Annotated in this window: 23 protein-coding genes; 7 read left to right on the top strand and 16 right to left on the bottom strand. The window is 65.9% G+C overall.

The annotated features are described in order from the left end of the window. Positions 1 to 57: 57 nt before the first annotated feature. Positions 58 to 1839, bottom strand: a complete 1782-nt coding sequence (locus ACFVVK_RS12720; protein ID WP_390267119.1) for a RecQ family ATP-dependent DNA helicase — start codon at positions 1837 to 1839, stop codon at positions 58 to 60. A gap of 89 nt (positions 1840 to 1928) precedes the next feature. Beyond that, positions 1929 to 2786: a PhzF family phenazine biosynthesis protein gene (locus tag ACFVVK_RS12715; protein WP_390267116.1), complete on the bottom strand. Its 858-nt coding sequence runs from the start codon at positions 2784 to 2786 to the stop codon at positions 1929 to 1931. 279 nt (positions 2787 to 3065) lie between these two features. Between ACFVVK_RS12715 and ACFVVK_RS12710 the strand changes: the two genes are divergently transcribed. Next, positions 3066 to 3428 (top strand): hypothetical protein, encoded by a 363-nt coding sequence (locus ACFVVK_RS12710; protein WP_390267113.1) that lies wholly within the window; start codon positions 3066 to 3068, stop codon positions 3426 to 3428. Positions 3429 to 3529: 101 nt separating this feature from the next. Here ACFVVK_RS12710 and ACFVVK_RS12705 read toward each other — a convergent pair whose 3' ends face one another. The 5 genes from ACFVVK_RS12705 to ACFVVK_RS12685 all read right to left on the bottom strand — a co-directional run bounded on the left by ACFVVK_RS12705 (position 3530) and on the right by ACFVVK_RS12685 (position 11053). Then, positions 3530 to 4903: an MFS transporter gene (locus ACFVVK_RS12705; RefSeq protein ID WP_390267110.1), complete on the bottom strand. Its 1374-nt coding sequence runs from the start codon at positions 4901 to 4903 to the stop codon at positions 3530 to 3532. A 40-nt stretch (positions 4904 to 4943) separates the two neighbouring features. Next, complete coding sequence (locus ACFVVK_RS12700) at positions 4944 to 6419, bottom strand: NAD-dependent succinate-semialdehyde dehydrogenase (protein WP_390267107.1); 1476 nt, start codon at positions 6417 to 6419, stop codon at positions 4944 to 4946. A 19-nt stretch (positions 6420 to 6438) separates the two neighbouring features. Then, positions 6439 to 7689 carry an iron-containing alcohol dehydrogenase gene (locus ACFVVK_RS12695; protein ID WP_390267104.1) on the bottom strand — a complete coding sequence of 417 codons (1251 nt, stop codon included), beginning with the start codon at positions 7687 to 7689 and terminating at the stop codon, positions 6439 to 6441. A gap of 169 nt (positions 7690 to 7858) precedes the next feature. Next, positions 7859 to 9838: a helix-turn-helix domain-containing protein gene (locus ACFVVK_RS12690; protein ID WP_390267101.1), complete on the bottom strand. Its 1980-nt coding sequence runs from the start codon at positions 9836 to 9838 to the stop codon at positions 7859 to 7861. Positions 9839 to 9949: 111 nt separating this feature from the next. After that, entirely contained in the window at positions 9950 to 11053 is a 1104-nt protein-coding gene (locus ACFVVK_RS12685) for an NADH:flavin oxidoreductase (RefSeq protein ID WP_390267098.1), read from the bottom strand. Between the two features lie 374 nt (positions 11054 to 11427). Here ACFVVK_RS12685 and ACFVVK_RS12680 point away from each other — a divergent pair, with 374 nt between their 5' ends. Further along, the gene (locus tag ACFVVK_RS12680; protein WP_390267095.1) at positions 11428 to 11703 is read left to right on the top strand and encodes a hypothetical protein; all 276 of its coding nucleotides are present in this window, start codon (positions 11428 to 11430) and stop codon (positions 11701 to 11703) included. Positions 11704 to 11933: 230 nt separating this feature from the next. On the opposite strand, the gene ACFVVK_RS12675 is transcribed toward ACFVVK_RS12680, so the two are convergent. Both ACFVVK_RS12675 and ACFVVK_RS12670 read right to left on the bottom strand, forming a co-directional pair. After that, positions 11934 to 12236 carry a YciI-like protein gene (locus tag ACFVVK_RS12675; protein WP_390267092.1) on the bottom strand — a complete coding sequence of 101 codons (303 nt, stop codon included), beginning with the start codon at positions 12234 to 12236 and terminating at the stop codon, positions 11934 to 11936. 149 nt (positions 12237 to 12385) lie between these two features. Further along, positions 12386 to 13141, bottom strand: coding sequence for a FadR/GntR family transcriptional regulator (locus tag ACFVVK_RS12670; RefSeq protein WP_390267089.1), 756 nt, complete (start codon positions 13139 to 13141; stop codon positions 12386 to 12388). A gap of 94 nt (positions 13142 to 13235) precedes the next feature. Here ACFVVK_RS12670 and ACFVVK_RS12665 point away from each other — a divergent pair, with 94 nt between their 5' ends. From ACFVVK_RS12665 to ACFVVK_RS12655, 3 genes are all read left to right on the top strand, one after another. Further along, complete coding sequence (locus ACFVVK_RS12665; RefSeq protein WP_390267086.1) at positions 13236 to 14114, top strand: carbon-nitrogen hydrolase family protein; 879 nt, start codon at positions 13236 to 13238, stop codon at positions 14112 to 14114. Positions 14115 to 14122: 8 nt separating this feature from the next. Then, the gene (locus tag ACFVVK_RS12660; RefSeq protein ID WP_390267083.1) at positions 14123 to 15475 is read left to right on the top strand and encodes an APC family permease; all 1353 of its coding nucleotides are present in this window, start codon (positions 14123 to 14125) and stop codon (positions 15473 to 15475) included. A gap of 64 nt (positions 15476 to 15539) precedes the next feature. Beyond that, a complete protein-coding gene (locus tag ACFVVK_RS12655) occupies positions 15540 to 16322 on the top strand; it encodes a carbon-nitrogen hydrolase family protein (RefSeq protein WP_390267080.1) in 783 nt (260 codons plus the stop codon). A gap of 2 nt (positions 16323 to 16324) precedes the next feature. On the opposite strand, the gene ACFVVK_RS12650 is transcribed toward ACFVVK_RS12655, so the two are convergent. Further along, positions 16325 to 16627, bottom strand: coding sequence for a hypothetical protein (locus ACFVVK_RS12650; protein ID WP_390267077.1), 303 nt, complete (start codon positions 16625 to 16627; stop codon positions 16325 to 16327). A gap of 15 nt (positions 16628 to 16642) precedes the next feature. Here ACFVVK_RS12650 and ACFVVK_RS12645 point away from each other — a divergent pair, with 15 nt between their 5' ends. Next, positions 16643 to 16831 carry a hypothetical protein gene (locus ACFVVK_RS12645; protein WP_390267074.1) on the top strand — a complete coding sequence of 63 codons (189 nt, stop codon included), beginning with the start codon at positions 16643 to 16645 and terminating at the stop codon, positions 16829 to 16831. Positions 16832 to 16927: 96 nt separating this feature from the next. Here the strand turns inward: ACFVVK_RS12645 and ACFVVK_RS12640 are convergent, their stop codons facing one another. After that, complete coding sequence (locus ACFVVK_RS12640) at positions 16928 to 17794, bottom strand: hypothetical protein (protein ID WP_390267071.1); 867 nt, start codon at positions 17792 to 17794, stop codon at positions 16928 to 16930. A 318-nt stretch (positions 17795 to 18112) separates the two neighbouring features. On the opposite strand from ACFVVK_RS12640, the gene ACFVVK_RS12635 reads away from it, so the two are divergent. Next, entirely contained in the window at positions 18113 to 19279 is a 1167-nt protein-coding gene (locus ACFVVK_RS12635; RefSeq protein WP_390267068.1) for an SHOCT domain-containing protein, read from the top strand. 130 nt (positions 19280 to 19409) lie between these two features. Here ACFVVK_RS12635 and ACFVVK_RS12630 read toward each other — a convergent pair whose 3' ends face one another. The 5 genes from ACFVVK_RS12630 to ACFVVK_RS12610 form a co-directional block, all read right to left on the bottom strand. Beyond that, positions 19410 to 20651, bottom strand: a complete 1242-nt coding sequence (locus ACFVVK_RS12630) for an HNH endonuclease (RefSeq protein ID WP_390267065.1) — start codon at positions 20649 to 20651, stop codon at positions 19410 to 19412. A 29-nt stretch (positions 20652 to 20680) separates the two neighbouring features. Beyond that, on the bottom strand, positions 20681 to 22333 hold the full coding sequence (locus tag ACFVVK_RS12625) for an alpha-amylase family glycosyl hydrolase (RefSeq protein ID WP_390267063.1): 1653 nt from the start codon (positions 22331 to 22333) through the stop codon (positions 20681 to 20683). Further along, positions 22330 to 23262, bottom strand: a complete 933-nt coding sequence (locus ACFVVK_RS12620; RefSeq protein ID WP_390267061.1) for a carbohydrate ABC transporter permease — start codon at positions 23260 to 23262, stop codon at positions 22330 to 22332. The genes ACFVVK_RS12625 and ACFVVK_RS12620 overlap by 4 nt, the downstream gene beginning before the upstream one ends. Continuing rightward, positions 23259 to 24293 (bottom strand): carbohydrate ABC transporter permease, encoded by a 1035-nt coding sequence (locus tag ACFVVK_RS12615; RefSeq protein ID WP_390267058.1) that lies wholly within the window; start codon positions 24291 to 24293, stop codon positions 23259 to 23261. Before ACFVVK_RS12615 ends, ACFVVK_RS12620 begins: the two co-directional genes overlap by 4 nt. A gap of 198 nt (positions 24294 to 24491) precedes the next feature. Beyond that, a complete protein-coding gene (locus ACFVVK_RS12610; RefSeq protein WP_390267055.1) occupies positions 24492 to 25811 on the bottom strand; it encodes an ABC transporter substrate-binding protein in 1320 nt (439 codons plus the stop codon). Positions 25812 to 25817: the final 6 nt, after the last annotated feature.

The raw sequence follows: 25817 nt of genomic DNA, 5'->3' as shown, positions 1-25817 counted from the left end.
GGTGCGCATGACCCTTCTCGGGTCATGCGCACCCCACCGCGTTGCTGTTGCAGCCGGTCACGTCGCCAGCGTCAGCAGCTTGCCCTCCGTGACGGCCTGGCGGGACAGGGTCTTGTAGCCCTCCTGCTCGAACAGCACCGTGATCACGTCCTCCTCGTGCCGCATGACCACGCCCGGACCCCATTCCTTGTGGACGACGGCGGCCTGGAGCGGGAAAGGTTCCCCGCCCGCGGAGGCCGCGGCGCCGTCGTCGTAATTCTCCTCGTAGGCCGAACCGTCGGCGCAGGTATCGCAGTTGCCGCAGGGCTCGGGGAGGTCCTCGCCGAAGTAGCCCAGCAGGAACTGGCGCCGGCAGCCGTCGGTCTCGGCGTAGCCGCGCATCATCTCGATGCGGGAGCGGTCCACCCGCTGGCGTGCCTCGGCATGTTCGACGGCGCGTTCCACCACCGTTGGCAGCTTGGCTCCCGCTTCCAGCCGGACGCCGCGCTTGCCGGTCCGGACGGCCCGGGTTTCCTGCAGCTGGTTCAGCAGGCCGGTGAGCTTCCGCGGGGAGAAGCCGGTCTGCTCGGCGAGGGCCTTCTGCGTCACGGGCCCGTCGGCGGCGCGGAGCACCTGCAGGACGGCCAGGAGCGATTCCTCGTCCGGCATGTGCGTGCCGAAAAATTTCCGCAGACCCAGGTCCTCGGGCCGGTAGTGCAGGACGGCGGAGGCCGGTCCGCCGTCGCGCCCGGCGCGGCCGATCTCCTGGTAGTAGCTGTCGAGCGAGTCGGGGATGTCGGCGTGGACCACGAAGCGGACGTTGGGTTTGTCGATGCCCATGCCGAAGGCCGTGGTGGCCACCACCACGTCGAGGCCGTCGTCGAGGAACTGTTCGTGGACGCGGTCCCGCTCGCTCTGCTTCCGGCCGGCGTGGTAGGCCTCCGCGCGCAGGCCGCGTTCGGTGAGCTCGGCGGCGTAGGCCTCGGTGTCCTTGCGGGTGGCGGCGTACAGCAGGCCCGGGCCCCTGAGCTCGGCCGCCAGCTCCGTCACCTGCTCGGTCACGGCGCGGCGCTTGTCCCTGTCCTCGAGGTGGCGGACCACGTCCAGGCTGATGTTGGTCCGGTCGAAGCCGTGCACCAGCACCAGCGGGTCCGTCATGCGCAGGCGCTGCTGGATTTCGTCGCGGACCGGGGGAGAGGCGGTGGCGGTGAGCCCGACGGCGGGCGGGTTGCCCAGCTGCTCACGGACCTCGCCGAGGCGCAGATAGTCGGGCCGGAAATCGTGGCCCCAGGAAGAGACGCAGTGTGCCTCGTCCACCACGAACAGCGAGACGCCCAGGGCCGCGAGCCGTTCGACGGTTTCGGTCTTCGCGAGCTGCTCGGGGGCGAGGAAGATCAGGGCCGCGTCGCCGCGTTCGGCGGCGTCCCAGGCCTCGTTCACCTCGGAATCGCTGCGGCCGGAGTTGATGGCGACGGCGGCGTCCCCGCCCAGCGTCTCCAGGAGCCGGTCCAGCTGGTCCTCCTGGAGGGCGATCAGCGGGGAGACCACGACGGCGGGGCCGCGCCGTGCGCTGTTGGTTTCGTTGGGGGTTCCGTCCGCTTTATCAAGGCCCGGCTTCCCGTGCCGGTGCAGCGCGGCGACCTGGTAAATGGCCGACTTGCCGTAGCCGGTGGGCATCACGGCCAGCACGTCCCGGCCTGTGACGAGGGCCTTCATCCCCGCGAGCTGGCCGGCGCGGAGGTGGGGGAGCCCGAAGGTGCCGGCCGCGAGCTCGCGGAGGGCTGCGTCTGGATCGGGGCTGGTGTCGGTGCCAGCCGGGACTTCGTTTTTGGTGACTGTGGGGGAAATTAACTCGGTCATGATGGCAGCTCCGAAGGGGGTGCGATCCGATGGCCGGGTGGCTTCAGCCAAGTTTCCAGCATAGCCCTTGCCGTTCAGCCGGTTAGGGTTCAGCGGATCTCCACGGCTCCGCCGCTCACGACAATCCCGCCGGACGGCGGAATATCGACGGTGAGCACGCTCGGGCGGCCCACATGGCTGCCCTGGTGCACCAGCACGCGGCTTGGCGGCTCCACGAGGGAAAGCGAGCGGAGGTAGCCGCCCAAAGAGGCTGCGGCCGAGCCGGTCGCCGGATCTTCCGTGATGGTGCCCACCGGGAAGAGGTTGCGCGAGTCGAATTCGCCCGGTCCCATCTCATAGAGCGTCGTGACGGTTCCGGCCCAGTTCTGGGCATCCATCAGTGTGCGCATGGCGTCAGGGTCGAAAACGAACGAGTCAAAGGTGTTTCGTTCGGCGAAGACGAGGATGGGGTGCCAGTTTCCGGCAAAAGCGATCATCGGCGGGTACTTGGGGTTCAGCTCGTCCCGGCCGACGCCGAGCTGCCCGAGCAGGGTGCTCAGGACGCCGTCGGGGAACTCGGCCACTTGCGGTTCCACGCTGGTGAAAGATGCCGTCACCGCTGCGCCCTGGCCCGCAGTCTCGATCACCACAGGGCCCACCGGGGTATCGAAGATGAAGGTTCCCGCACCATCACGCCCGGACAACGCGACGGCCAAAGCAATCGTGGCATGGCCGCAAAACGGCACCTCGGCGATCGGGGAGAAGTACCGCACCCGGTTCCGGCGGGAGTCTCCGTCAACCCGCGCCTCGGTGACAAAGACCGATTCCGCATAGCCGACGTCGGCAGCGATGGCCTGCATCCGGGCATCGTCGAGTCGGGAGGCGTCCAGGACTACTCCCGCCGGATTTCCGCCGTCGGGCGTGGTGGTGAAGGCGGCATAGCGCAGTACTTCCGCGGTCTGTTCCATCCCGACATCCTCGCACAGCCACCGGCGCCCGTTCCTGCTGCTAGTAGCCGGCGCCGCCCTGGGGCTAGTGGCCGTGCCAGCCCGGTGACCTGCTGGAATTTGTCGAGGACTGACAAGTTCACAGGTAATTTTTCTAGTCGTCACCCTTCCAAATGCGTAGAATCCACAATGTCCCTACTGGATCCACTTGCGCTGGGCGTTGCTGGGACGCGATGGCCAGGATGATAGAGCGGTCAGCGAAAGCACTGACGAGCCTGATCGCAGAATCAGGAGCACGTGATGAAAACAGCTCGAAGCGTCGCAGCGGGTGCAGCAGTAACTGCCGCCCTCGTCGGCGGCGGCATGTATCTGGCAATGGCGGCTCCGGACGCAGCGACCTTCACAACACAGTCTGGTTCCCAGCAGAAGGGCAGCCACCAGGCCAACGGCATCACCGAGCAACTGCTGACAGGCGACAAGGCCGCCCGTGTAGAGGCGGCAGCGAAGGCGGCCAACCCCGGGGCGACCGTCGTCCGCGTCGAAACCGATGCGGAGGGGGCCGCCTACGAAGCACATATCCGGAAGGCCGACGGGACAGCAGCGACGGTGAAATTGGACGCCTCGTTCAACGTCACGGGCACCGAAGCGGGCAAGCACCGCTAAGTGCAGAGAAGAACTGCGGCGGATCGCGCTAAGCCCATAAAGAAGGGCGCCGTCCGGGTCTACTTTCGACCCGGACGGCGCCCGTCTTACTTCAGGGATGATCAGTTAGCGCTGACGCGCTCCTGCGCAATCGCCGCGTTTTTGTCGTCCAGCTCCTGGGCGGCGGTGAGGCGCCGGTCCAGCTTCGCGAGCGTTTCCGGTGCGAGGATGGTCGCCACAACCGTGATGACGCCGATGATGCTGAAGTACAGGATCACCCAGCCCGGCTTGCCGTTGCCTGCGGTAAGCAGTGCCACGGCGACGAGGGGTGCGATGCCGCCGGCCAGGACCGAGCCGAACTGGTAGCCCATGGACGCGCCGCTGTAGCGCAGCTTGGTGGAGAACAGTTCCGCAAAGAAGGCAGCCTGGGGGCCGTACATCGAGTTGTGGAAGACAGCGAGCCCGATGATGATGGCGAGCGTTGCCAGCAGTGCGCTGCCGGTGTCCGTCATGACGAAGTACAGCGGGAAGAACAGGAGCCCGCCGATGGAACCGAAGAGGTACAGCGGCTTGCGGCCGATCTTGTCGGAGAGGATTGCCCACAGCGGGACGGCGAAGACGCCGATGGCGGAGGCAATCAGAACCGACACGGTGCCCTGGTTGGCGCGTTCGGCGCCGAAGGTCTTCATGATGTAGACCACGGAGAAGGTGGTGTACAGGTAGAACGCGGAGTTCTCCGCCAGGCGCATGCCGACAACAAGCCAGATGCCCTTGGTTTCCTTCTTCATGGCCTCGCCCAGCGGCTTCTTGGCGGTCTCGTTTGCCGCCAGGAGTTCCTTGAAGTCGCTGGAGTCTTCGAGCTTGTTGCGGACGATCATGCCGGTCACGATCAGGATCACGCTGAGCAGGAACGGGAGGCGCCAGGCCCAGGCGTCGAACTCTGCTGCCGGGACGGCAGCCTTGACGGCAAGGACGCTGGAGTTGGCCAGCAGCATGCCGGCCGGCACGCCCATCTGGGTGAAGCTGCCGAAGAATCCGCTGCGTCCGGCAGGCGCGTGTTCGATGGAAATGACGGCCGCGCCGGCCCACTCGGCTCCGGCGCCGAAGCCCTGCAGCAGGCGCAGGACCGTCAGCAGGATGGGAGCCCAGACGCCGATCTGCGCGTAGGTGGGAAGCATTCCCATGGCCAGGGTGGCAAAGCCCATGATGAGCAGGGAGAGCACCAGCATGGGCTTGCGGCCGATCTTGTCCCCGTAGTGGCCGGCGAACATGCCGCCGAAGGGACGGGCCACGAAACCTACCGCGTAGGTGACAAATGCCATCAGCAGGCCGGTGGCCGGGTCCTGTTCCGGGAAGTACAGGCGGCTGAAGACGCCCGTGGCGGCGAGCAGGCCGAAGATGTAGTAGTCGTACCACTCGATGGTGGTACCGATGAAGCTTGCAGCCGGAACGCGCCAGGGCGCCTTCGACTTGGCTTTGGTGTTGGAGATCGTCATTGGTCTTTTCTTTCGGATGGAAACGAAGGGAGCGTCAGCGCTACCAGTCGAGGGCGATGTACTTGGTTTCGGTGAAGTCCAGCAGGCCCTGGTGGGCACCTTCGCGGCCGAGGCCGCTCTGCTTGACGCCGCCGAACGGCGCTGCCGGGTCGGACACCAGTCCACGGTTGAGGGCCACCATGCCGCTTTCGATGCGTTCGGAGACCCGGAGTCCGCGGCGCAGGTCCTCGGTAAACACGTAGGCGGCGAGGCCGTACTCGGAGTCGTTGGCGGCGGCGATGACTTCCTCTTCGGTGTCGAAGGGGATGACCGAGGCCACCGGCCCGAAGATTTCCTCACTGACCATGCGGGCCTGCAGCGGCACGTTGGTCACGACGGTGGGCGGGTAGTAGTACCCGTCGCCGTCGATGGCCTTGCCACCGGCGAGGAGCCTGGCGCCCTGGCTGACGGCGTCGCGGACCAGCGAGTCGACCTTACGGACACTGGCCTCATCCACGAGCGGGCCGACCTCGGTGCTGGCGTCGGTGCCGGGGCCCACGCGCATGGCACCCATTCGTTCGGCCAGCCGGCGCGCGAACTCGTCGTGGATGCCGCGCTGGACGTAGATCCGGTTGGCTGCGGTGCAGGCCTGGCCGCCGTTGCGCATCTTGGCGATCATGGCGCCGTCGAGGGCCAGATCGAGGTCCGCGTCATCGAAGACGAGGAACGGGGCGTTGCCGCCGAGTTCCATGGAGCACTTGAGCACGTTGTCGGCCGCCTGGCGCAGCAGGTGGCGTCCGACTCCGGTGGAACCGGTGAACGACAGCTTGCGGACGCGGGGGTCGGCAAGGATCGGGGTCATGACCTCGTTGGTCTTGCTGGTGGTGATGATGTTGACCACGCCGGCCGGGACCCCGGCGTCGATCATCAGCTGGGCGATCGCCAGGGTGGTCAGCGGCGTGAGGGTGGCGGGCTTCAGCACAGCGGTGCAGCCGGCGGCCAGCGCCGGGGCCAGCTTCCGGGTGGCCATGGCCGCCGGGAAGTTCCACGGGGTGATCAGGACGCAGACGCCGATGGGCATGTGCTGGACAAGGATCCGGTTGGAGCCCGACGGCGAGACGGACACATCGCCGATGATCCGGACCGCTTCTTCGGCGTACCAGCGGAAGAACTCGGCGGCGTACGCCACTTCTCCGCGGGCGTCGGCCAGGGCCTTGCCGTTTTCGAGGGAGATGAGGTGGGCGATTTCCTCGCTGCGCTCGGTCATCAGGTCGAAGCAGCGGCGCAGGATTTCGGCGCGGCGGCGCGGCGGCGTGGCGGCCCATTCCGGGAAGGCTGCGGCGGCGGCGTCGACGGCGGCGAGGCCGTCCTCGACGTCGGCGTCGGCGATGCCGGTGATGACGGTAGCGTCGGAGGGGTTGATCACGTCGACGGTGTTGCCGCCGCTGGCGTCCTGCCAGTTCCCGGCGATGAGGAGCTGGCGGGGCACCGCCAGCCCGTCGACGTCGAGCGGTTCAGAGGTTGAAAGAAGGGTCATCATTGGTCCTTATTGCTGATCAGCGGATGGTGCGGTCGCCGGCGTAGGCGGCGTTCACGATGGAGGTGACGGCGTCGAGATCAAGCGGCACGGGGTTGTTGTCGATGAGCCGCTTGGAGTTCAGCGACAGCTTGGCGATCTGGGCGAGGTCGCCTTCCTGGACGCCAAGGTCCTTCAGCGTCGGGGGCAGCTCGATGGCCGCGATGACCTCGTCGATGGCCTCGACGCCGGCGACGGCGGCGGCGCGCTCGTCCAGTCCGCTGATGTCGCGGCCCAAGGCTTCGGCGATCTGCGCCAGCTGCGGCTGGATGACGGGGAAGTTGTGGCGGACGACGTAGGGCAGCAGGAGGCCGACGCCCACACCGTGCGGGGTGTGGGTCAGGGCACCTACCGGGTACTGGATGGCGTGGGCAGCGGCGGTTCCGGCGTTGCTGAGGACCACGCCGCCGTAAAGTGCAGCGAGCATCATCCCGCCGCGGGCCTCGGTGTTTTCCGGGTCCTTGTAGGCGGTCACCAGGCTGCGGCCCACCAGCCCGATGCCGTTCAGGGCAATCGAGTCGGTCAGGATGTTCTTGCCGACGAAGACCCGCTCCGTGGCCAGGGTGGACGTGGGTTCCCGGGTGATGGCCGTGAAGGACTCGATCAGGTGCACGAACGTGTCCGCACCCGTGGCCGCCGTCAGGGGCGCGGGGCAGGAGTAGGTGAGCTCGGGATCGCACACCGCGGCGAACGGGATGATGTGGGGGCTCGAGATGCCCATCTTCATGCCCAGGTCAGGATCGGAGACGACGGCGATTGCGGTCGCCTCGGAGCCGGTGCCCGCTGTGGTGGGCAGTGCGATGACCGGCTTGGTGGGGCCGGGAACGGCGAACTCGCCGTAGTAGTCGCTGGGCTTGCCGCCGTGGGTGAGCAGTACGGAGACGACTTTCGCCATGTCCATGCAGCTGCCGCCGCCGAAACCGATGATGACGTCGATCTCCTGGCCCTTGAGCTCCTCGACGCAGGCCACGATCCCGGGAACCGGCAGCTCTGCCTGGGTGTCACCGTAAACCCGTACGGTCAGGTTCTTGTCCTCGAGGCTCCGGACCAGTGCCTGAAGTTCCTCTGAAGCGGCCAGCCGCGGATCGGTGCAAATGAGGATGTTGGTTCCGAATTCGGCTGCGATATTGGCGACGGCGAAGCGCTGCTGGGCGCCGACGACGACGCTCCGCGGCAGGCGGAGGACGCCGAAAGTTGCGGGGCGGATGCCCGTTGCGTGCGCACACGACATTGTGAATAACTCCTAGAGATGGGGTGGGCGGCTACCCGAAAAGTGCCGCAGATCTCAGCATTCCAGAAGCGCGTGACCTCGAACATGTGGTTTCGTGCCACATAAAGGTCCTGCAGGTGTGGTCTTTCGCCATGTGCCTTTTTCGGTTGGCGCGAGGCAGGTCCGTTGGTCAGGCGCCGCCGGGGGTGACGCCCGCCGTCTTCATCCGCCACAGGCGCAGGGCGACCTGGACGTCCAGGGAACGGCTTCCCCGGCGCCACGAGCCGCCGATCAGGGCGTCGATCCGGTCCAGCCGTTGCCTCAGGGTGTTGGCGTGGATGTGCAGGGCGTCGGCCGTTTCCTGGGCGGCGCCGCCGTTTTCGTGGAACGTCCACGCCGTGAGGACCAGCTGTGTTCCCCGCCGCTCGTCGTAGTCCAGCAGTGGTCCCAGCTGAGCGGTCAGCAGCTGTCCGGCGAAGGGGCTGTCCATCGCTCCCAGCAACATTCCTGCGGTGCCCAGGGCGGCCCGGTCCGCTGCCTCGCCGCTGCGCGAGAGGGCCTGCAGCGCTCGGAGGACGGCGTCGGCCTCGGTGTGGGCGGCGGACAGCCGGGCAAAGCCGGTGACGGGTTCTGATGTCCCGACGGTGGCCGTGATGCGGCGTCGTTTCAGCTCGTCAATGATGGGCTGGCCGGTGCGGCCGGCACCGCTGGCTTCACCCGGGTGGCTGTCGTGCCGTTCCACGGGTTCAATGATGCACAGGTGCGATTCGTGCAGGGCGATGATTCCCGGGCTCCCTTCGGACCGATGCCTCAGCACGGAGAGTGCCCGTTGCCGCTGGTCATCGGCGACCCCCACCACCCGCACCACGCACCGGAGGTGGTTGGCCAGCCCGAACTGCCCGGCCCGGCGGGCAAGCGCCGCCGCGTTTTCGGCGCGGGGGCTGAGCAGGTCATCGATGAGTTCGAGCTGCAGCCGGTACTGGGCGTCCTGGAAGGTGCGTTCTAACAGCAAGGACACGCTGAGCACCAGGGCGCTGCGTTCCAGGACGGCGAGCCGGGCCGGGCTGAGTTGCTTGGCGACGATGAGGGAGGCAAGGTGTTGGTCGCCCGCGACGGCGGACATGACGGTGTACTTCTTGTCCTTGAGTTCAAAGGGCACAGCCGTCCTTTTGGCGGCAGATTCCTCCGCGGCGCTCAGGGCCGGGAAGCTCCCGAAGTCTGCGCCCGAGGTGAGCTCCGACAGCGGCTCGCCCATGGGGGAGACCAGAAAGACGGGGGTGTCCAGGGACTCGGCCAGCAGGTTAAGCAGGTGGGGAAGGCTGCCGGTAGAGGCCAGGGTTTCCATCAGCCGCCGGTCCAGCGTGGAGAGCTCCTCCAGGGCCCGGACGTGGGCCAGGTTCTGCTGCTGCGCCTGGTCCAGTCGGCTGAGGGCGCTGGCCATTTCGCTGAAGTAGCGGGCGTTCTCCAGCGCGACGGCGGCGTGCGTGCCGATGGATTCCATCAGGGCCACGTCGTCACTGCTGAACTGGTGGGCATGCCTGTCGGCGACCAGCAGCGCGCCGATCACTTTTCCTTCCGCGCGGAGGGGGATACCCATGATCGCCCGGACGCCCTCCGCTGCTACGGCGGCGTCGCTGGACTCCAGATGCGACTTGGACTCGTCCGACAGATAGTCGGCGCTCTGGGCGGGTGCCTCGCCGGTCGCGACGGCGCCGAGCACGCCTTCGCCGAGGGGCATCCGGATGTTGCGGAAGAGGGCCGTGGTGGCGCCGTCCGTCACCCGGACGTAGGACTCGCCGCTGTCGTAGTCGTTCAGGCTCAGGTAGGCGACGTCGCTGCCGATCAGTGACCGGGTGCGCCGCACGATGGCCTTGAGCACGGCCTCCACGTCCCGTATGCCGGTCAGGTCGGTGGCGGTGTCGTAAAGGACGCGCAGCAGTCCCTCCCGGCGGCTCGCCTCCCACAACCGGGCGTTCAGCCGGCGTGCCGCCGCCGCTGTGGGCTGGTCAATGGCCCCGGTCTCGAGCCAGGCGGACAGCGTGGTCTCCAGATCGGCGGCGGAAACACCCTGGTCCAGCATCGCCATGAGCTGGCCGGCGGCCTCGGGGCCGGCGCCTTCGGTGCCGCCGGACGGGCCTCCACCGCTGCGGACGGCAGAACTGTCAGTCATGTGTCCATTCTGCCCTGACCAGCCCGGCCCGCTGTGGGTCGGCCGCCGTGGGGGCCAATACCAGGACAGGCCAGGCGATGTCCGCCTGGCCTGTCCTATGCACTTGCACCCTTACGCGGGCAGTTCCAGCTCCCAGTCCTTGACGTCAGCGACCGGAGCGAAAACACTGCCGTCGAGCTCGTCGAACGCCTGGTTGTTCCGGACGCGGTGCGGCCAGTCCCGGGTGGCCAAGGCGGCCTTGCCTAGGGCGACGACGTCGGCGGCGCCGTCCTGAAGCAGGGACACGGCCGTTTCCGGGTCGTCGAGGTTGCCGTTGGCGATGACGGTTACTCCGGAGTGCCGCTTGGCCAGAGTTGCCAGGGACTCCGGGCCGTCCTCGAACGCCGGAGCGGCGGCCTTGTATTCGGTGGTGTGGATGAAGTCGATGCCGGTGGCCCCGAGGGCGGCAAAGATGACCTTTGCTTCCTCCGCGCCGCCGCTCCACCGGTGGTCGTTGTCGCTGACCTTGCCCTGGGAGATACGGATCCCCACGGTCATCTCAGGGCCAACGGCCTCGCGGACCGCCTGGCAAATCTCCGCGGCGAAACGCACCCTGTTTTCGGGGGAGCCACCATAGTTGTCGGTCCTCTTGTTCAGGTAGTCCGTGAGGAACTGGTCGAGGAGGTAGCCGTTGGCGCCGTGAATCTCGACGCCGTCGAATCCCGCGTCCTTGGCGTGGAGGGCCGCGGTGACGAACCCCTGCCGGACCTCGTCCATTTGGGCAGCAGTGATTTCCAAAGGAACCGGGAAAGGCCCTTCTCCACGGTAGAAAGCTAGCTGCTCACCCTTGGGGGCGATCGCCGACGGACCCACCGAGGACTCCACAAATCGGTTGCCCTGGGCTTGTGCCCCGGCATGCATGAGCTGGGCGAATATCCGCGCGTCGGCGGCATGGACGCGCTCGACCACCTTGGCCCAGGACTGTGCCTGCTCCTTAGTGGCGATGCCCGGCTGGAACAGGTAGCCCTGGCTGTAGCTGGTGTCCGGATAGATGCCCTCGGTGATCAGCAGGCCGAAGCCTCCCCGGGCAAACCTCTCGTAGTAGGAGGCCATTCTCTCCGTTGCATGTCCGTCCTCGCTTGCACTGACTCGCGTCATGGGCGCCAAAGCGACTCGGTTGGCCAGTGTGGTGGATCCGATCTGAACAGTTGACCAGAGCGGGGTGAAATCGGGCATGGATAGCTCCTTCAAGTTTGTCTAATGCAGGGGAGCCAGTCCGGACCGGGACCAGCTCCCGTGGGTGCCAACGACACACGGCCGCGGGATATTTCTCCCTGCATGCGCCGGCGGAAGCGGGGCGCCATCCGGCGCTGCCACGGCTCGCCCGCGGGCTCAGCGAGCGCAGCCATGCCGAAACGTGAGCCTTCCCACCTTATTATGAGTGAGTCAGGATAAGCCGGTAAAGTTGGATACAGGCCACCGCAGCCCTTGAGTGCCGCACCGGTGAAGATACCCGGGCCAGCGGGGCAAGCGACACAATGCGCAACGCCCTTCTGCTTGAGCGGCACAAGAAACTATGTGGCCCTCATCTCGAAAGTTCACGGAGAACCATGACTATTCTGACCGAACGTTCCCAAGCCTCCTCATCCAGCACCGAAGCGACCCTCAGCGCCACCCCCGCTGATACCGCGCCGCGCGGCGGCAGCTACGTGACTCTTCCCGCCGGCCGCGTCCCCGCCGGCGTCGAGGGCAGCTATGTCACCGTCGCAGGTGCTCGAAACCTGCCTCCCGTCACCCGTGGCAGCTATGTCACAGTAGGCGGCACTCCCCTCGTTGCCGCCAGCGCCATCGAGGGCAGCTACGTAACGCTTCCAACCGCGGCCTAGGGTCCAGCCCCCTGCGGGGATAGCGCCACCTGGCATAAAAGGAGGCCGACGGCGACACACCCGTGTCGTCGTCGGCCTCCTTTTTCGTGCCATCGGACGTTAGGACAGGGTGCGGCGGGCTCAACCACGGAGTCTCAGCGTAAACATGCACAGCAGAACGTCCTCGCCCGGCACGAACCAGTCCCGTTCGGCGCGCGGCCGAAGCCCAAAGACCGGAACAGATTGAGGGCCTAGGGGCGAACGGGTGAGGCGGCTTCGTTTCCGAGCACCGTCGTCCAGGGGCTGGCGGTCCACTCCGTCACGACGCCGTTGATGACGTAGGGATCGGCGGCTGCAAAAGCTTTCGCGGCCTCGAGCGCGTTTTCGCCGGTGAAGATCAGCAAGCCTTTGAAGGGGACTTCTCCAACGGCGCCGCCCAGCAGAAGCTCGCCGCGTTCGACTGATTCCCACCCCGCCCGTAGGTGGTCTGCACGGTATTGTTCGCGGCTTTCAAGGTAGTTGTCTGCGTAGGTGTATTCGAGGACGGCGTGCATGCCTGTCTCCATATCGTTCAGGGATTTCGTTCGTTGTAGAAGTAGCCTACCCACCGGGACTTAGCCAGAAACGGAAGCCACCCCAACTTGTACCCGGCGGGTGCCGGCGAAGTCGCCTGCTTAATGGTCCGCCTTCCGGCGTCCGTTCGTCAGGTGGTGCCGCCGCCCTCTGCCAGGCCCATGAACATCGTGCGGTGCAGGATGTCCACGTGCTTGCGCGAGACCTCCACGGCTTCCTGGATGTCGCCGTCGCGCAGGGCTGCCACCAGCGCGACGTGATCGCAGTTGGACTTGTGCAGCAGCTCGATCGGGTAGGGGATGAAGTAGGCATAGAGCTCCGCCAGCGTCTCGTGGTAAGCCTCGACGGCGGTGCCCAGCCCCGAGGCGGTGCCCACCAATCGGTGGAACTGTTCGTCGGCCTGGTGGTAGCCGGACCAGTCCGCGGACTCGGCCATGCTTTGCGTCAGGCGGTCGAGCTCATCCAGTTGCTCCGCTGTGGCATTGAGGGCCGCGTAGTGGGTGACGGCGCATTCGAACAGCAGCCGCCGGTCCACCAGCCGGTTCACCGCCTGCGACTCGGCCGGCGATGCCGTCAGTTCCGCCAGGACGTTCCGCGGGGGTGCATCGGCAACGAACGTGCCGCCAGCCCGGCCGCGGCGGCGGACCACCACGCCCTGGTCCGCCAGGCTCGCCAGCGCCCGGCGCGCGGTAATCGGGCTGACCGACAGGCCCAGCGCCACATCCTCCTGGTCCGGCAGGCGCTCGCCGGGCTTCAGCAGCCCAAGGGAAATGGCCATGCCGATCCGCAGCCGGACGGCGTCGATGGCGCTGCGCCGGTCGATGCCGGCCAGCCTGCCCGCGCCGATGGGTGAGGTCTCGGCGGGGTCCTCCAGCTGACGCGTCATATCCGCTACTTTACGGCCCATCTTCGCCTCTTCCCATAAATGGATCATTCTGATCTAATATAGTGCAGATCACATTCCCGACATGGAGACAACCATGGAACGCACCCTTCCCCTCATCGCCGCCCAGGCCCGGCCGCGGCTCATCGGCGAACCCGTCTCGGCCTTCGCGGACGAGGTCACTGCCGCGCTCGCGGCCCAGCCGCACAGCAGGCTGGTGGTCTTCCCGGAGCTCCACCTCTTCGGCGACGGAAGCCCGGACCGGCAGCGCACCGAGGCCCTGCAGGACGCCGCCGAGCCGCTGGACGGTCCTCGCGTCAAGGAGCTCCGGGAGCTCGCCGCGGACCTGGGCGTCTGGCTGGTCCCGGGTAGCGTGTGTGAGCGCGGTCCGGAGGGGCAGCTGTTCAACACGCAGCTGGTCCTGTCCCCGGAGGGGGAGCTGGCCGGCTACTACCGGAAGGTCTTCCCGTGGCGGCCGTTCGAGCCCTACGATCCCGGCGACCGGTTCACCACCGTGGACCTGGCCGGCGTCGGCAGGGTGGGCCTGAACATCTGCTACGACGCGTGGTTCCCGGAGGTCTCCCGCCAGCTCGCGTGGATGGGCGCCGAGGTGATCCTCAACGTCGTCAAGACCACGACGCCGGACCGCCGGCAGGAACTGGTCCTCGCCAAGGCCAACGCCATCGTGAACCAGGTTTTCATGGTCAGCGTCAACTGCGCTGGCCCCACCGGCAGGGGCCTGAGCATCATCGTCGACCCCGAGGGCAACACCATCGCAGCGGCCGACGGCGACGCCCCCGTGCTGCTCACCGCCGAACTTGACCTTGCCGCCGTCGAACACGTCCGAACGCATGGCACCGAAAACCTCAACCGCCCCTGGTCCCAGTTCCGCGACGGCGAAGACGCCATCGAACTGCCGGTGTACCAGGGCAGGATCAGCCCGGCCACCTGGGCTCCCCAGTCCTTCAACGCTTAAGGAAAACCGTGACAACACCCACCCTGACCCGCACGCTGAAGCTGCCGTCCCTGGTTCTGTTCGGCCTGGCATACCTGACCCCGCTGATCGTCCTGGGGATCTTCGGCATCATCGCCGAGACCACCGGCGGGGCATCGCCGTCCGCCTATTTGGTGGCCATGGTCGCCATGCTGTTCACGGCCCACAGCTACGGCCGGATGGCCGTCGCCTACCCGGTGGCCGGCTCCGCCTACACCTACGTCCGCCGGTCCATCGATCCCCGGGTGGGGTTCCTGGTGGGCTGGGCGATCCTGCTGGACTACCTGTTCCTGCCGATGGTCATCTGGCTCATCGGCGGCTCCTACCTGACCGCGCAGTTCCCCGGGATTCCGATCGGGGTCTGGATCGTGGGCTTCATCCTCATCACCACCGTGCTAAACATCCTGGGCATCAAGGTGGCGGACAAGGCCAACTACGTGCTGATGGCCTTCCAGATGCTGGTCATCGTGTTCTTCGTGGCGCTGTCCATCGGCAACGTGGTGTCCACCCAGGGCGCCGGCGGCCTCGCCAGCACCCAGCCGTTCTTCAATGACACCTCCAGCTTCGCCACCATCTCGGCCGGTGCCGCGATCGCCGCGTACTCGTTCCTCGGGTTCGACGCCGTCACCACCCTCACCGAGGAGACCGTCAACCCACGCAAGAACATGCCCCGCGCCATCATGCTCATCGCCCTGATCGGTGGCGGCATCTTCGTGGCCGTGTCCTACGTGACCCAGCTGGTGCATCCCGGCGGCGTGTTCGAGGATTCGGCCTCGGCCGCCAGCGCCATCGCGCTGCAGATCGGCGGGCAGCTGTTCGGGGCGGTCTTCCTGGCCGGCCTGGTGGCGGCGCAGTTCGCGTCCGGCCTGGCCGCGCAGGCCAGCGCCTCCCGCCTGATGTACGCCATGGGCCGCGACTCCGTCCTGCCCAAGGCGGTCTTCGGCCGGCTCAGCGCGAAGTTCCACACGCCCATCGTCAACCTCGTCATCACCGGCGTCGTCGGCCTGATCGCGCTCTTCCTGGACGTGGCCACCTCGACGTCGTTCATCAACTTCGGCGCCTTCACCGCCTTCACGCTGGTCAACGTCTCCGTGGTCTTCCACTACGTGCGCCGGCGCCGGGCCGGGGAGCAGCTGAACGCGGTCTCCTACGTGGTGGTCCCGGCCGTGGGTGCCATGATCTGTGCCTACCTGCTGTCCCAGCTGGACAGCAACGCCATTACGCTAGGAGTGTCGTGGCTGGTGCTCGGTGTAGTGGTCCTGGCGCTGATCACCCGAGGTTTCCGTGCGGCGCCGCCGGAAATGACGACGACGGAAAAGGCCACCGTCGAGGCCGCCGCCTAAGCGCGGAGGTGCCTCGGGCGACGTCCGCGGCCTGGCTGGAAGCTTAACGATGGAAGGAACCGGTGTGAGGATAGCCCTCGGGCAGCTGGAGTCCGGCGCCGACATCGCGGCGAACCTGGCCGCGATTGACCGGTTCGCCGCGTCTGCCGCCGCCGACGGCGCCACCCTGGTGGCCTTCCCGGAGTACGCCACGTATGAAAAGAAGATCGTGGACGCCTCGTTCCCGGCGCTGGCCGAGCCGCTGGACGGGCCCATCTGCGCTGAGCTCGCGGCCACCGCGGCCCGCCACGGCATAGCGCTCGTGGCGGGCGTGGTGGAAGCCTCCGAGGAACCGGGCCGCGCCTACAACACCCTGGTGGCGTTCGGAGCTTCCGGGGCACGGCTGGCCGTGTACCGGAAGATCCACCTGTTCGACGCGCAGGGGTTCGGGGAGTCGACGTTCATCAAGCCGGGCCCGTCCACCGACCCCGTGGTGTTTGAGGCCGGGGGAGTGCGGTTCGGGCTCCAGACCTGCTACGACCTGCGGTTCCCCGAGCTGGCCCGGTCCCTGGCCGACGCCGGCGCCGAAGTGCTGCTGGTTTGCTCGTCCTGGGTGCCGGGCACGCATAAGACGGAGCAGTGGCTGGCGCTGAACGCTGCCCGCGCCATTGAGAACGGCGTCTACGTGGCCGGCGTGTGCCAGGCGCCGCCGGTCTCCGTCGGCCGGAGCGTGCTGGTGGATCCGATGGGAGTGGTTGAGGCTGACCTGGGCCTGGAGCCGGGCGTGCGGGCGGTGGAGATTTCGCTCTCGACGGTGGCGCGGGTCAGGGAGCAGTTCCCGGTGTTCCGGCAGCGGCGGCTGGGGTAGGGCTACTTCTTCCGACTTTTCCGGACGAACTCTGCTGCCTGCCGGTAGGCCTGTTTGGCCTCGGGGCTCCTTGCTGTCTCGTATAACTCTTTGGCGCCTTTGTACAGCTCCGTAATTCGCGCTTGAACTTCTGGGTCCTTTGCGAGGGCGTACAGCTTCAACGCGCCGTCTTTCAACCCGGCGGGGGCCTTGTTCCCTATTACAGCCATACTTTCCTCCACGCGGTCGGCGGCTTGGCGTAGGGGCAGACGCTGCCCCCCTGCAGCCGCGTCTTTGGTTAGCGGGCCGACGTTGGGGTGCGTCATGTCAAGATGTCTGTCATGACCAGTGAAGATAAACAACGCCTGCTCGAACGAGAACGACTTGAGGATGTCCTGCGAGAATTTGACACCGAGGGGCCGGATCGAAAAAACGGGAAGATCAAGGGGCAGTTGTTGGCTGACAAAGTTGCGGCCAAGATTGCCGCTCAGGATCGCCTTGCCGAGATGGCAAAGGAAGATCAGGTGTAATCGCTGGCAGGTGCGAGGCAGATGGCTGCCGGCACAACGCTCACCTCACTTGGCACCTAGCCGCAGTGGCAGCTCGCCTGCGGGAAGAAACCTGATTCAGACCCCGTCAGGCAAGGATGGTTCCTGGCGAACATCATCTAGGGACGCAAGAATGTCGTGGATAATGTTGTCTCTAACTATCTGGTTGAATTTTTTTTCATCTTCGTTGATCACGTTTGAGATTAATGTGCTCAACTCGTCGGCAATCAGCCAGAGTGGTCGCGTGTGCTTTTTTGCATCAGGACTAAGGTCGACTTCGACATCAAACGGCTCGTCACCAGTCCCGCTAATACCGAACCTATATGACGTGGAGCCAAGGGTTCTCCGGGGCGTCTGGCTCGGATGGAGACGAACGCAGAGGAGGTCGCCGATTTCAGCCCGAAAATACTGACCTTCCTCGCCGCGATCTTCGCCGTCCTCAAGGCTCCAAGTGATGGAGCCCGCAGCAGTCATGTCCCTTACCGCTGCGAGAATTTTCTCATCGTGCGAATAGAGGAAGTAGCCGTAGTCGCCCAAGGCTCCCCATTGATCTCGGAGTTCGTCTTGCTTCTCGGGATCCTCCACTGCCCCTGGGTCAGCCAAGTACTCCATGACGGCCGCGAAGGCGCGGTCACGGGTTAGGGCCTTGATTTGGAGTTGGGCAGCCTCGAATAGGCCGCTGAAATTCACACCATCTGCATTCTTCTTGGTGGTGGCTCTTTTCCGCTCCTCAAAGGGTTCGCCAGTGGTTTCCTTGATCAAGCACAATTCATACGAATAATTCGCTTCATATCCCCAGATGTTCAAGGTGGTGCTGTCATCGATTGATGTTCCGAAGCTGAGTGTTTTCGCCGGTCCTTCACTGGTCTCGGACCAAATTAGGTCTCGTGTCTTTGTCCGCAAAACTGCTTTGTCCACAAGAAGCTTCCAGAGGTCCGCGTCCATGCCCAAGTCCTTTCAGGGTGGTAAAAACTAAACTCATCGTACTGTGTGTGGGGCTTCGGAGACGTCGGGTGGACCACGGTTAGCCTAGAACCGACAGAAGTTCAAACGAAAACGTCGTGGGCCGAAGCGGGCAAAAGGATTCGCCGAAATCACGGTATCGGGTATGCGTCCAGAGATCCGACGACTGCGCAGGGAGCTAGGCGCGCTCTGCGCGAGCCGCATCCTGGGTATGTTCCGCCTGCTTATGGTTGTATCAAGTCCTGCTCAAATTCACTGCCGCGTCCCCACCATCGTGGAATCTCCCCGAAAGACTAACCAATGAACAGCAACCGTTACCCCGCGTCCCACCATAAGGACAGGAAGGCAGACCGCGAAGCCTCACGGAAATCCCGGGCAGCCGAAATGGCAGCGTACGCGCTGGAAAGGTCCTTGACGCGCCCGGATGGAAGCCAAACGCCCGCCCCGTCGGCAGTGATCGGATCCGTATTTGGAGTCCATCTTCGTCTATACGGTGACGCGGTCGTCGTCGCGCACGGCTTCGCGAAAAGTAACGAACCTCGCGAGCGTCCACACTACTTGTCCGAGCTGAGGGAGCTGCAGTGGGCGATCTCGAGAAACAACCGCTGCTTCATCCGCACGCCACCAGCCGGACCTGAAATCCAACTCGACATCGCTCGTGATCCGTTTGCCATTCAATGCACTCGGGCCGAACTGGACGAGGGTCTCATAGCGATACGTAAGCTCTACCCGTCGCTGCCGCTGCGGCAGACGGCCGTTTTCGGAGAACTCGTCAGCTACATGGCCCTTGGAACTACAAGGGCAGCAGACGACAGTAAAGTTCAAAAGGCTTTGGGCTTCGTCCCGGGATTCACGCCCTCCAACCACATCACCGGCATCAACCGCGTTGCCCTTGGACTGGACTCCGTCCAACACAAGTTCTGCGTCATCGACGTTCTTAGCTGGACGTGTCGGATTTACGAAGCGGCAGACCTGATGTCTGTCGAAGTTTTCGAAGACGGACAGTCGATTGCCCGCAGCCATCGGCACGGAAAAACAGGCAGACGGATGGTCGCCGCCGGACTACTGGTCGGGGACTTTGGAACATTGGCCGCCGGCCTGGCAGCCGGCAACACCGCGAAGCCGCGCGACCTGGTTCATGAAGTGACCATCCGTCTGGGGATCAACGACCCAGTGCACCCCATCCGTGACGTACCGCTGTTCGTCTCCCGCTCATCCCCGATCAAGAGGGGGAGCTCGTGGTACCGGTCATTGTCGACCGAGGCACGGTCCTGGGCTTCCTTGCTCACCGCGATGACGAAAGCAGCCGACCTCGCGGCATCTGAAACCGAAAAGCTCGCGGGCCCGTCTGATCAGGCGCCAGGGTCCGTCGCTGCTGAACTCCGACAACTCGCCAAACTGTACGCAGACGGTCACCTGACAGACTCCGAGTTCGCCGAACTGAAGGACCGGGTCATCAACGGTTAGGTCATCATTTTCGCTTCACCGAAGGTGGTGCGGCGCGTCCGGCTTGGCACCGCAACCGGGGCGCGGTGTCGGTTTTCCATTCTTCTTGGAAGGCGTTTTCGACTTGTCGGAGCAAAGCTGGCTGGGCCTTCTATCGCAGTCCGCTGAGACGAGAGGAATGGTGTTGCCGGTGCCAGGCAAAATATTGGCGCGACTCGTCGCCATGGGCCGGGCATCTCCGCCCGACAATGTCCACTAACCGGTCCTCAACCTTCGCGGAACCGCGGCTTCCACGTTTAATGATTCCGTGCTCGCCGATGACAACATATCCGAGCTCAAAGAGTGCATCGCAGCCGAACAGGCAAGCCAGCATGGACACGTTTCGCGTATCCATGCGCTCGTTCTCCGAACAGGCCCAGCGGGGCTTGATATGGGCCGCGACAACCAGTTCTTTCGGGAGCGAGCGTCCGCAGAGAGCACACGAGCTGCCCCAGCGCCGCAGCAGCTGATCCCGCAGAAAACGCTGTTCCGCTCGGATGGCCACGGCCGCCAACTTGTCAGTGGGGCCGCCCAGATAGCTCTCCAACGGTTCGTCGTTTTCTCGGCTTTCATCGACTGCTGTGCCGGAAGTCTCGATGCCTGCCCGCCGCAGTATCTCCAGGGCTCGGTCAGCAGCTAGGGAAAAGAAGTAACCGTTCCGTAAGGTCCCACCTGTGGTAACCGGGCCCGGGCCGCGATCGAGCACGCCCAGAGCTTGATCCCGTGGAACTCTGATCTCCTTGACGGGTTCAGTGAGTACCAATGTGCCCTTCGTATCGGCAGGGACATCGTCATAGCCGCGGGGCGGAAATGCAGGTTGCGGCATCGTCGCCACCCGGCTGAGGCCGCGAATTTCTGGGCTGGCATAGTGAATAACAAGATCGCCCGGGACGACAGTGTCCAGTGTGAGCCAGTGATCCACTTGATGGCCCCGACGGTTCTTCAGAGGCGCCCAGAGTGTCCCGTCGTCGTAGACGGGTTCGAAGTTCACTGACTGGTTTACCCACCAGAACTTCGTGCTTGGGCCGACGGCAATCTTGGGACGCTGTGCTGCTTCTTGGAGACCTTCATCGTGGAGGTCTGTCAGCTTGTATCCCAGCCGATCCAAAATGGCGCGCGTCTGTTCTCCCCCGGATAGCCGGGGAGGCCCGTCCTCGCCACAGCCGAATTGCAGTTGGAAGGCCATAGCGACCAAGGGCTTGCTGGCAATCTGCTGCCCTCGATCAATCACCACGTACCGGTGAGACTCCTTGAACCTCGTCCGGGCAATGAACTCCTCGCTCCCGAGTTCATGCCACAGCCTGATTGCCCTGTCGATACTTTGCGGCTCCAAGTCGGCCCAGGATCTCTTCATATGTCCATTCATACCTGACTAGAACAGCATCAGCCCCTCAACACCCAGGCCGCGTTGTTCGGCTGCAGCCAGCCTTCCTGTGCCAGCGGCTCAGTGCTGAGCAGTAGAGTGCCAGCCGGGAGCTTGACAGGTTCGGTGCCCATTGCGACGGCGATGAGGAAGTGCTCGTTGCGTTCGCAGATGAGGAGGTTTCCGGGTTCGACCCGCCAGGTGCCGCCGTCGTTTGCGGTGAAGACCTCGTTCTTCCACAACTGCCGGCGGAGTTCCAGCGCCGTTTTGGTGAGGTTGTGGGCGGAGACCGGGTCCTGCTCCTGAAGCTCGATCGCGTGGGTTCCCCAGCCCTCGGGCTCCGGGAGCCAGGGTTCGGCGGTGAACGCGGCGGCGGTGCCAGACAGCGAGAACCCGTGGTTCAGCGCCGGGTCCTCGGTCCAGGGCAGCGGGACGCGGGCGCCGTCGCGGCACACGCCACCGCGGGCCCACATAGGATCCACCCGGGCCTCCGCCGGGACGTCGACCTCGGGCAACCCGAGCTCCTGGCCCTGGTAGATGTAGGCGGCGCCGGGAAGCCCCAGCAACGCCACCAGCGCGGCCCGCGCCCGGAGGGAGCCGAGCTCGCCGCCGCCGAACCGGGTGACGGAGCGGACGATGTCGTGGTTCTCCAGCGCCCACGTCGGCGCGGCGCCGTGTTCCAGACGCGCCGCCTCGAGCTCGTTCCCGACGGCGGCCCACGCCTGCGGATCCCAGCCGAGCTTCACGAACGCGAACGCGAAGGCCTGCTGCATCTCGTCCGCGCGGGTGTAGCGGGCGGCGCGGGCGGGTTCGAGGTTGACCTCGCCCACCAGCAACCGGTGCGGCTCATACTTCTCCGCGATGGCGCGCCAGCGGCGGTAGACCTCGTGGACGTCCTCCTGGTCCGAGACCTGAGGGTTGGACCGCAGCCCGTCCACTACGCCTCCCGTGGAGGGCGAGTCCGGCAGGCCTTCGGCCTTGAACAGGGCGTGCGCGACGTCGATGCGGAGCCCGTCCACGCCCTTGTCGAACCAGAAGCGCAGCACGTTATCGAAGTAGTCGCCGACGGCGGGGTTGCGCCAGTTCCAGTCCGGCTGAGCGGGGGAGAAGAGGTGCAGGTACCAGTCGGTGTCCGTTTCGGAGTTCGGGTTGGCGCGGCTCCAGGCCCGGCCGCCGAACACGCTCTGCCAGTTGTTCGGCGGAGTATCGCTATCGCCGTCGCGTCCTTCAACAAAGTGGAACATGTCCCGCTCCGGCGAGCCCGGGCCGGCCGCGAGGGCAGCCCGGAACAGCGGGTGCTCCGAGGAACAGTGGTTGGGGACGACGTCGAGCAGGACCCGCAGGCCCAGCGCGTGCGCCTCGGAAAGCAGCAGATCGCACTGTTCCATGGTGCCGAACAGCGGATCCACGCCGCAGTAGTCGGTGACGTCGTAGCCCTGGTCCACCTGCGGGGAGGGCTGGAACGGGGTCATCCAGATGCCGTCGACACCGAGGCCGGCGATGTACGGCAGCCGGGCGATCAGGCCGGCGAGGTCGCCCACGCCGTCACCGTCGCCGTCCGCGAAGGAGCGCGGGTAGACCTCGTAGATCACGGCGGACTGCCACCAGTCCGGGGCCGGCGCGAGGGCGGTCTCCTCGACGGGGCCCGTCTGGTGGCCTGGAACAGCGCTCATTTGCTTGCCCCCGCGGTGAGGCCTTCGACGATCCGGCGCTGGAAGATCAGCACCATAATCACCAACGGTACGGTGACGATCACGCCGGCGGCCATCTGTTCGCCGAAGGGCGCCTGGAATTCGGTGGCGCCGGTGAACTTGGAGATCGCGACCGTGGCGGTCTGGATCTTGGGGTCGTTGATCATGGACAGCGCGATGATGAATTCGTTCCAGCTGTGGATGAAGGTCAGGATCGCGGTGGTGAACACGCCCGGCGCGGCGAGCGGCAGCAGGACCCGGCGGAACGCCTGCCACTTGGTGCAGCCGTCGATCATGGCGGCCTCCTCGAGGTCGAACGGCAGGGCCTTCATGAACGTGGTGAGGTTCCAGACCGCCAGCGGGATCGCGAAGGACAGGCTGGGAACGATCATGGCCTGGTAGGTGTTGATCCAGCCGAGGTCGGTGAAGAGCTTCAGCAGCGGCACGACAACGGAGATGCCGGGGAACATCGACGTCGCGATGATGACGCCGAGGATCAGCGACTTGAAGCGGAAGTTCAGCCGGGAGATCGCGTAGGCGGCGAACACGCCCAGGAGCAGGGCGAACACGGTGGTGGTGCCGGCCACGATGAGGGAGTTGAGCAGGGCCTGGCCGAACATGGTGGAGCCGTCGAACACCTTGACGTAGTTCTCGATCGAGAACGGCGCCGGCAGCAGGGTGTTGTCGAAAATGTCGGCGGTGCGGCGGAGGCTGGAGACGAGCATCCAGTAGAACGGCGCGAGGCAGTAGGCGAAGATCAGCGCCAGGCCGACGTACACGCTGTAGGAGCGCCAGGTCCGTTGGGTTTTGGGCTTGCCTGCTTTCGATTTGCCGGGGCGTCCGACGACGGCGGATGCCGCCTTGGGCGCGCCGGAATCGGTGCCGGCGTTGCGCAGGTCTGAGATGGTCATCGGGTGGCCTCGGCCTTCTGGATGCTGGCGGACTTGGTGATCTTGGCGCGCTTCTTGGAGCCCAGACGCAGTTCCTTGGCGCCGGTGACGTCGGCGCCGAGCACCTTGACGAAGACGATCGCGACGAGGGCGACGTAGAGGAACAGCATCACGGCGAACGCGGACGCGGAGCCGTAGCGGAGCTGGTTGGATTCGTCCCAGGCCAGCATGGACAGGGTCTCCACGGACTCCTTGCCCGGGCCCACCAGGACGAAGGGCAGGTCGAACATGCGCAGTGCGTCGAGCATCCTGAACAGCACGGCGACCAGGAGGGTGGGCTTGACCAGGGGCAGGGTGATGGAGCCGAGCTGGCGCCACCAGCCGGCGCCGTCGATCCGGGCGGCTTCGTAGACTTCGCCGGGGATGACCTGCATGCCGGCGAGGACCAGCAGGCCGATGAACGGTGCGGTCTTCCAGACTTCGGCGATGATGACGGCCATCCGGGAGGCGGTGCCTTCGGCGGTCCAGAGGATCTCGCTGCCCAGCAGGGTGTTGGCGATGCCGTCGGACTGGAAGATCCAGCGCCAGAGCAGGCCGGAGACGGCGGTGGGCACGGCCCAGGGGACCAGGATGCTGGCGCGCAGGAAGGACCGGCCGCGGAAGGCGCGGTTCATGGCCAAGGCCAGGCAGAGGCCCAGGACCGTCTCGAGGAACACGGTGGTGACGGTGAAGAAGGTGGTGTTGCCGAGGGCATTGAGGAAGCGCCGGCCGGATTCGCCGACGAACAGGTCGGCGTAGTTGGCCAGGCCCACGAAGGCGTCGACGTCGGTGACGAAGCCGTCCGCGTCCAGCCCCGATTCGGCGCGGTACAGGGACTGGTGCACCGCGGAGAGCAGCGGGTACAGGATCACCAAGGCCAGGACCAGCAGGGTGGGGGAGAGCAGGAGGGCGGCCATGCGGCCTTCGCCGGCGGTGCGCCGGGCGCGCCTGCGGGGCTTGGGGGTTTCCGGCGCGGGCTGCACGCCGGCGGGCGGGGCGGTCGTCGTCGTCATTTTCGGAACCTAACTGGGGACCTAAGAGGGGATCCTGCGGTGCTAAAGAAAGCTAAGGAAAGCTGAGGAAACTAAAGAAAAAGCGTGGCGGCTGCCGGGCCGGCCGGAAGAATCCGGCCGGCCCGGTGCTGCTGGGTGCTGTGGTGCGGGGTGTTGCTGGAAGGTGCGGACTACATGGGCCGGACTATGCGGGCCTGATTACTTCGAGGCGAGCTCGGTGAGCTTGGCCTGCATGTCGTTCAGCGCCGTGTCCGTGTCCTTCTTGCCGGTGATCGCGGCGTAGGCCTCTTCCTGGATCGCCTTGGTGGTGGCGCCGTACTGGACCACCTTGGGGCGCGGCTGGGCGTTGCTGAGCGACTTCAGCAGGGTGGGGAAGAACGGGCGCTTGGCGACGACGGCGGGGTCCTCGAAGAGGGACGCGTACACCGGGGCGCGGGAGCTCAGCGCCAGGCGCTTCTGGGCCTGCTGTTCGCTGGTGAAGAACTTGATGAACTCCAGGGCCGTGGCCTTGTTCTTGGTGAACGGGGAGACGGCGAGGTTGCGGCCGCCGAGGGTGGAGACGCCGGGGCCGTTGGTGCCCGGGATGGAGGTGACGTCGAACTTGCCGGCCACCTTGCTGGAGCCGTCGGTGGCGCTCAGCGAGGAGTAGAGGAAGGGCCAGTTGCGCAGGAAGACGAGCTTGCCGTCCTGGAACGCGCGGCGTCCCTGCTCCTCGAGGTAGGTGATGGCGTCGGACGGGAAGAGGCCTTCCTTGAAGCCGTCCACCAGCAGGTTCAGGCCCTTCTTGGCCTCGGGGGTGTTGACGGCGGGCTTGCCGTCGGCATCGACGATCGCGCCGCCGGCGGAGGCCACCGCCTCGGAGAAGTTGACGGTGAGGGCCTCGTTCTTGTCGAACTGGCCGGCGTAGCAGGACATGCCCTTGGCTTCGGGGAGGGCCAGGACGGCCTTGCAGGCGGTCTTCATCTCGTCCCAGGTCTTGGGCGGGGCGGCGATGCCGGCGGCCTTGAGCAGGTCGGAGCGGAAGTAGAACAGGGCGCCGTCGGTGTAGTACGGGGCGGCGTAGAGGGTGTCGCGGTACTTGGCGGCGTTGACCGGGCCGGGGATCATCTTGTCGGTCGGGACGGCGTCGGCCGGCAGCGGCAGGATCCACTTGTTGGCGGCGAACTCGGAGTTCCAGACGACGTCGAGGTTCAGCACGCTGAAGGTGTCCGACTTGATCTGGGCGTTCTGGACGAGCTGCTGGCGCTGCTGGTCCGCGGAGTCCGGCAGTTCGATGAACGTGACCTTCTCCTCCGGGTGGGCGGCGTTCCACTCCTCGATGCTCTTGTTCGCGGCCTTCGAGGCGTCGCGGGAGGAGACGTAGTTGATGGGCCCCTTCCCTTCGAACGCGGCGGCGGCGTTCGGGGCGCTCTTGGCCTCGGGGGCGGTCCCGCCGCAGCCGGTGAGGGCGACGGCGGCCACGGTGAGCGTGGCGGTGGTGGTGAGAAGAGTCTGCCAGGTGTGGCGGCGCTGCCTCATGTTGCT

The organism is Arthrobacter sp. NPDC058192 (genome assembly GCF_042883665.1).
Lineage (GTDB): Bacteria > Actinomycetota > Actinomycetes > Actinomycetales > Micrococcaceae > Arthrobacter.
This window is presented reverse-complemented; position numbering and strand designations above follow the sequence as displayed.

Excerpts from the sequence above, each read along its gene's own strand:
- ACFVVK_RS12685 (WP_390267098.1), bottom strand. The coding sequence starts at position 11,053 with ATGCCCGATTTCACCCCGCTCTGGTCAACTGTTCAGATCGGATCCACC.
- ACFVVK_RS12620 (WP_390267061.1), bottom strand. The coding sequence starts at position 23,262 with ATGACCATCTCAGACCTGCGCAACGCCGGCACCGATTCCGGCGCGCCC.
- ACFVVK_RS12635 (WP_390267068.1), top strand. The coding sequence starts at position 18,113 with ATGAACAGCAACCGTTACCCCGCGTCCCACCATAAGGACAGGAAGGCA.
- ACFVVK_RS12675 (WP_390267092.1), bottom strand. The coding sequence starts at position 12,236 with ATGCACGCCGTCCTCGAATACACCTACGCAGACAACTACCTTGAAAGC.
- ACFVVK_RS12610 (WP_390267055.1), bottom strand. The coding sequence starts at position 25,811 with ATGAGGCAGCGCCGCCACACCTGGCAGACTCTTCTCACCACCACCGCC.
- ACFVVK_RS12670 (WP_390267089.1), bottom strand. The coding sequence starts at position 13,141 with ATGACGCGTCAGCTGGAGGACCCCGCCGAGACCTCACCCATCGGCGCG.
- ACFVVK_RS12705 (WP_390267110.1), bottom strand. The coding sequence starts at position 4,903 with ATGACGATCTCCAACACCAAAGCCAAGTCGAAGGCGCCCTGGCGCGTT.
- ACFVVK_RS12680 (WP_390267095.1), top strand. The coding sequence starts at position 11,428 with ATGACTATTCTGACCGAACGTTCCCAAGCCTCCTCATCCAGCACCGAA.
- ACFVVK_RS12710 (WP_390267113.1), top strand. The coding sequence starts at position 3,066 with ATGAAAACAGCTCGAAGCGTCGCAGCGGGTGCAGCAGTAACTGCCGCC.
- ACFVVK_RS12720 (WP_390267119.1), bottom strand. The coding sequence starts at position 1,839 with ATGACCGAGTTAATTTCCCCCACAGTCACCAAAAACGAAGTCCCGGCT.
- ACFVVK_RS12695 (WP_390267104.1), bottom strand. The coding sequence starts at position 7,689 with ATGTCGTGTGCGCACGCAACGGGCATCCGCCCCGCAACTTTCGGCGTC.
- ACFVVK_RS12665 (WP_390267086.1), top strand. The coding sequence starts at position 13,236 with ATGGAACGCACCCTTCCCCTCATCGCCGCCCAGGCCCGGCCGCGGCTC.
- ACFVVK_RS12700 (WP_390267107.1), bottom strand. The coding sequence starts at position 6,419 with ATGACCCTTCTTTCAACCTCTGAACCGCTCGACGTCGACGGGCTGGCG.
- ACFVVK_RS12690 (WP_390267101.1), bottom strand. The coding sequence starts at position 9,838 with ATGACTGACAGTTCTGCCGTCCGCAGCGGTGGAGGCCCGTCCGGCGGC.
- ACFVVK_RS12645 (WP_390267074.1), top strand. The coding sequence starts at position 16,643 with ATGACCAGTGAAGATAAACAACGCCTGCTCGAACGAGAACGACTTGAG.
- ACFVVK_RS12715 (WP_390267116.1), bottom strand. The coding sequence starts at position 2,786 with ATGGAACAGACCGCGGAAGTACTGCGCTATGCCGCCTTCACCACCACG.
- ACFVVK_RS12650 (WP_390267077.1), bottom strand. The coding sequence starts at position 16,627 with ATGACGCACCCCAACGTCGGCCCGCTAACCAAAGACGCGGCTGCAGGG.
- ACFVVK_RS12640 (WP_390267071.1), bottom strand. The coding sequence starts at position 17,794 with ATGGACGCGGACCTCTGGAAGCTTCTTGTGGACAAAGCAGTTTTGCGG.
- ACFVVK_RS12630 (WP_390267065.1), bottom strand. The coding sequence starts at position 20,651 with ATGAAGAGATCCTGGGCCGACTTGGAGCCGCAAAGTATCGACAGGGCA.
- ACFVVK_RS12625 (WP_390267063.1), bottom strand. The coding sequence starts at position 22,333 with ATGAGCGCTGTTCCAGGCCACCAGACGGGCCCCGTCGAGGAGACCGCC.
- ACFVVK_RS12615 (WP_390267058.1), bottom strand. The coding sequence starts at position 24,293 with ATGACGACGACGACCGCCCCGCCCGCCGGCGTGCAGCCCGCGCCGGAA.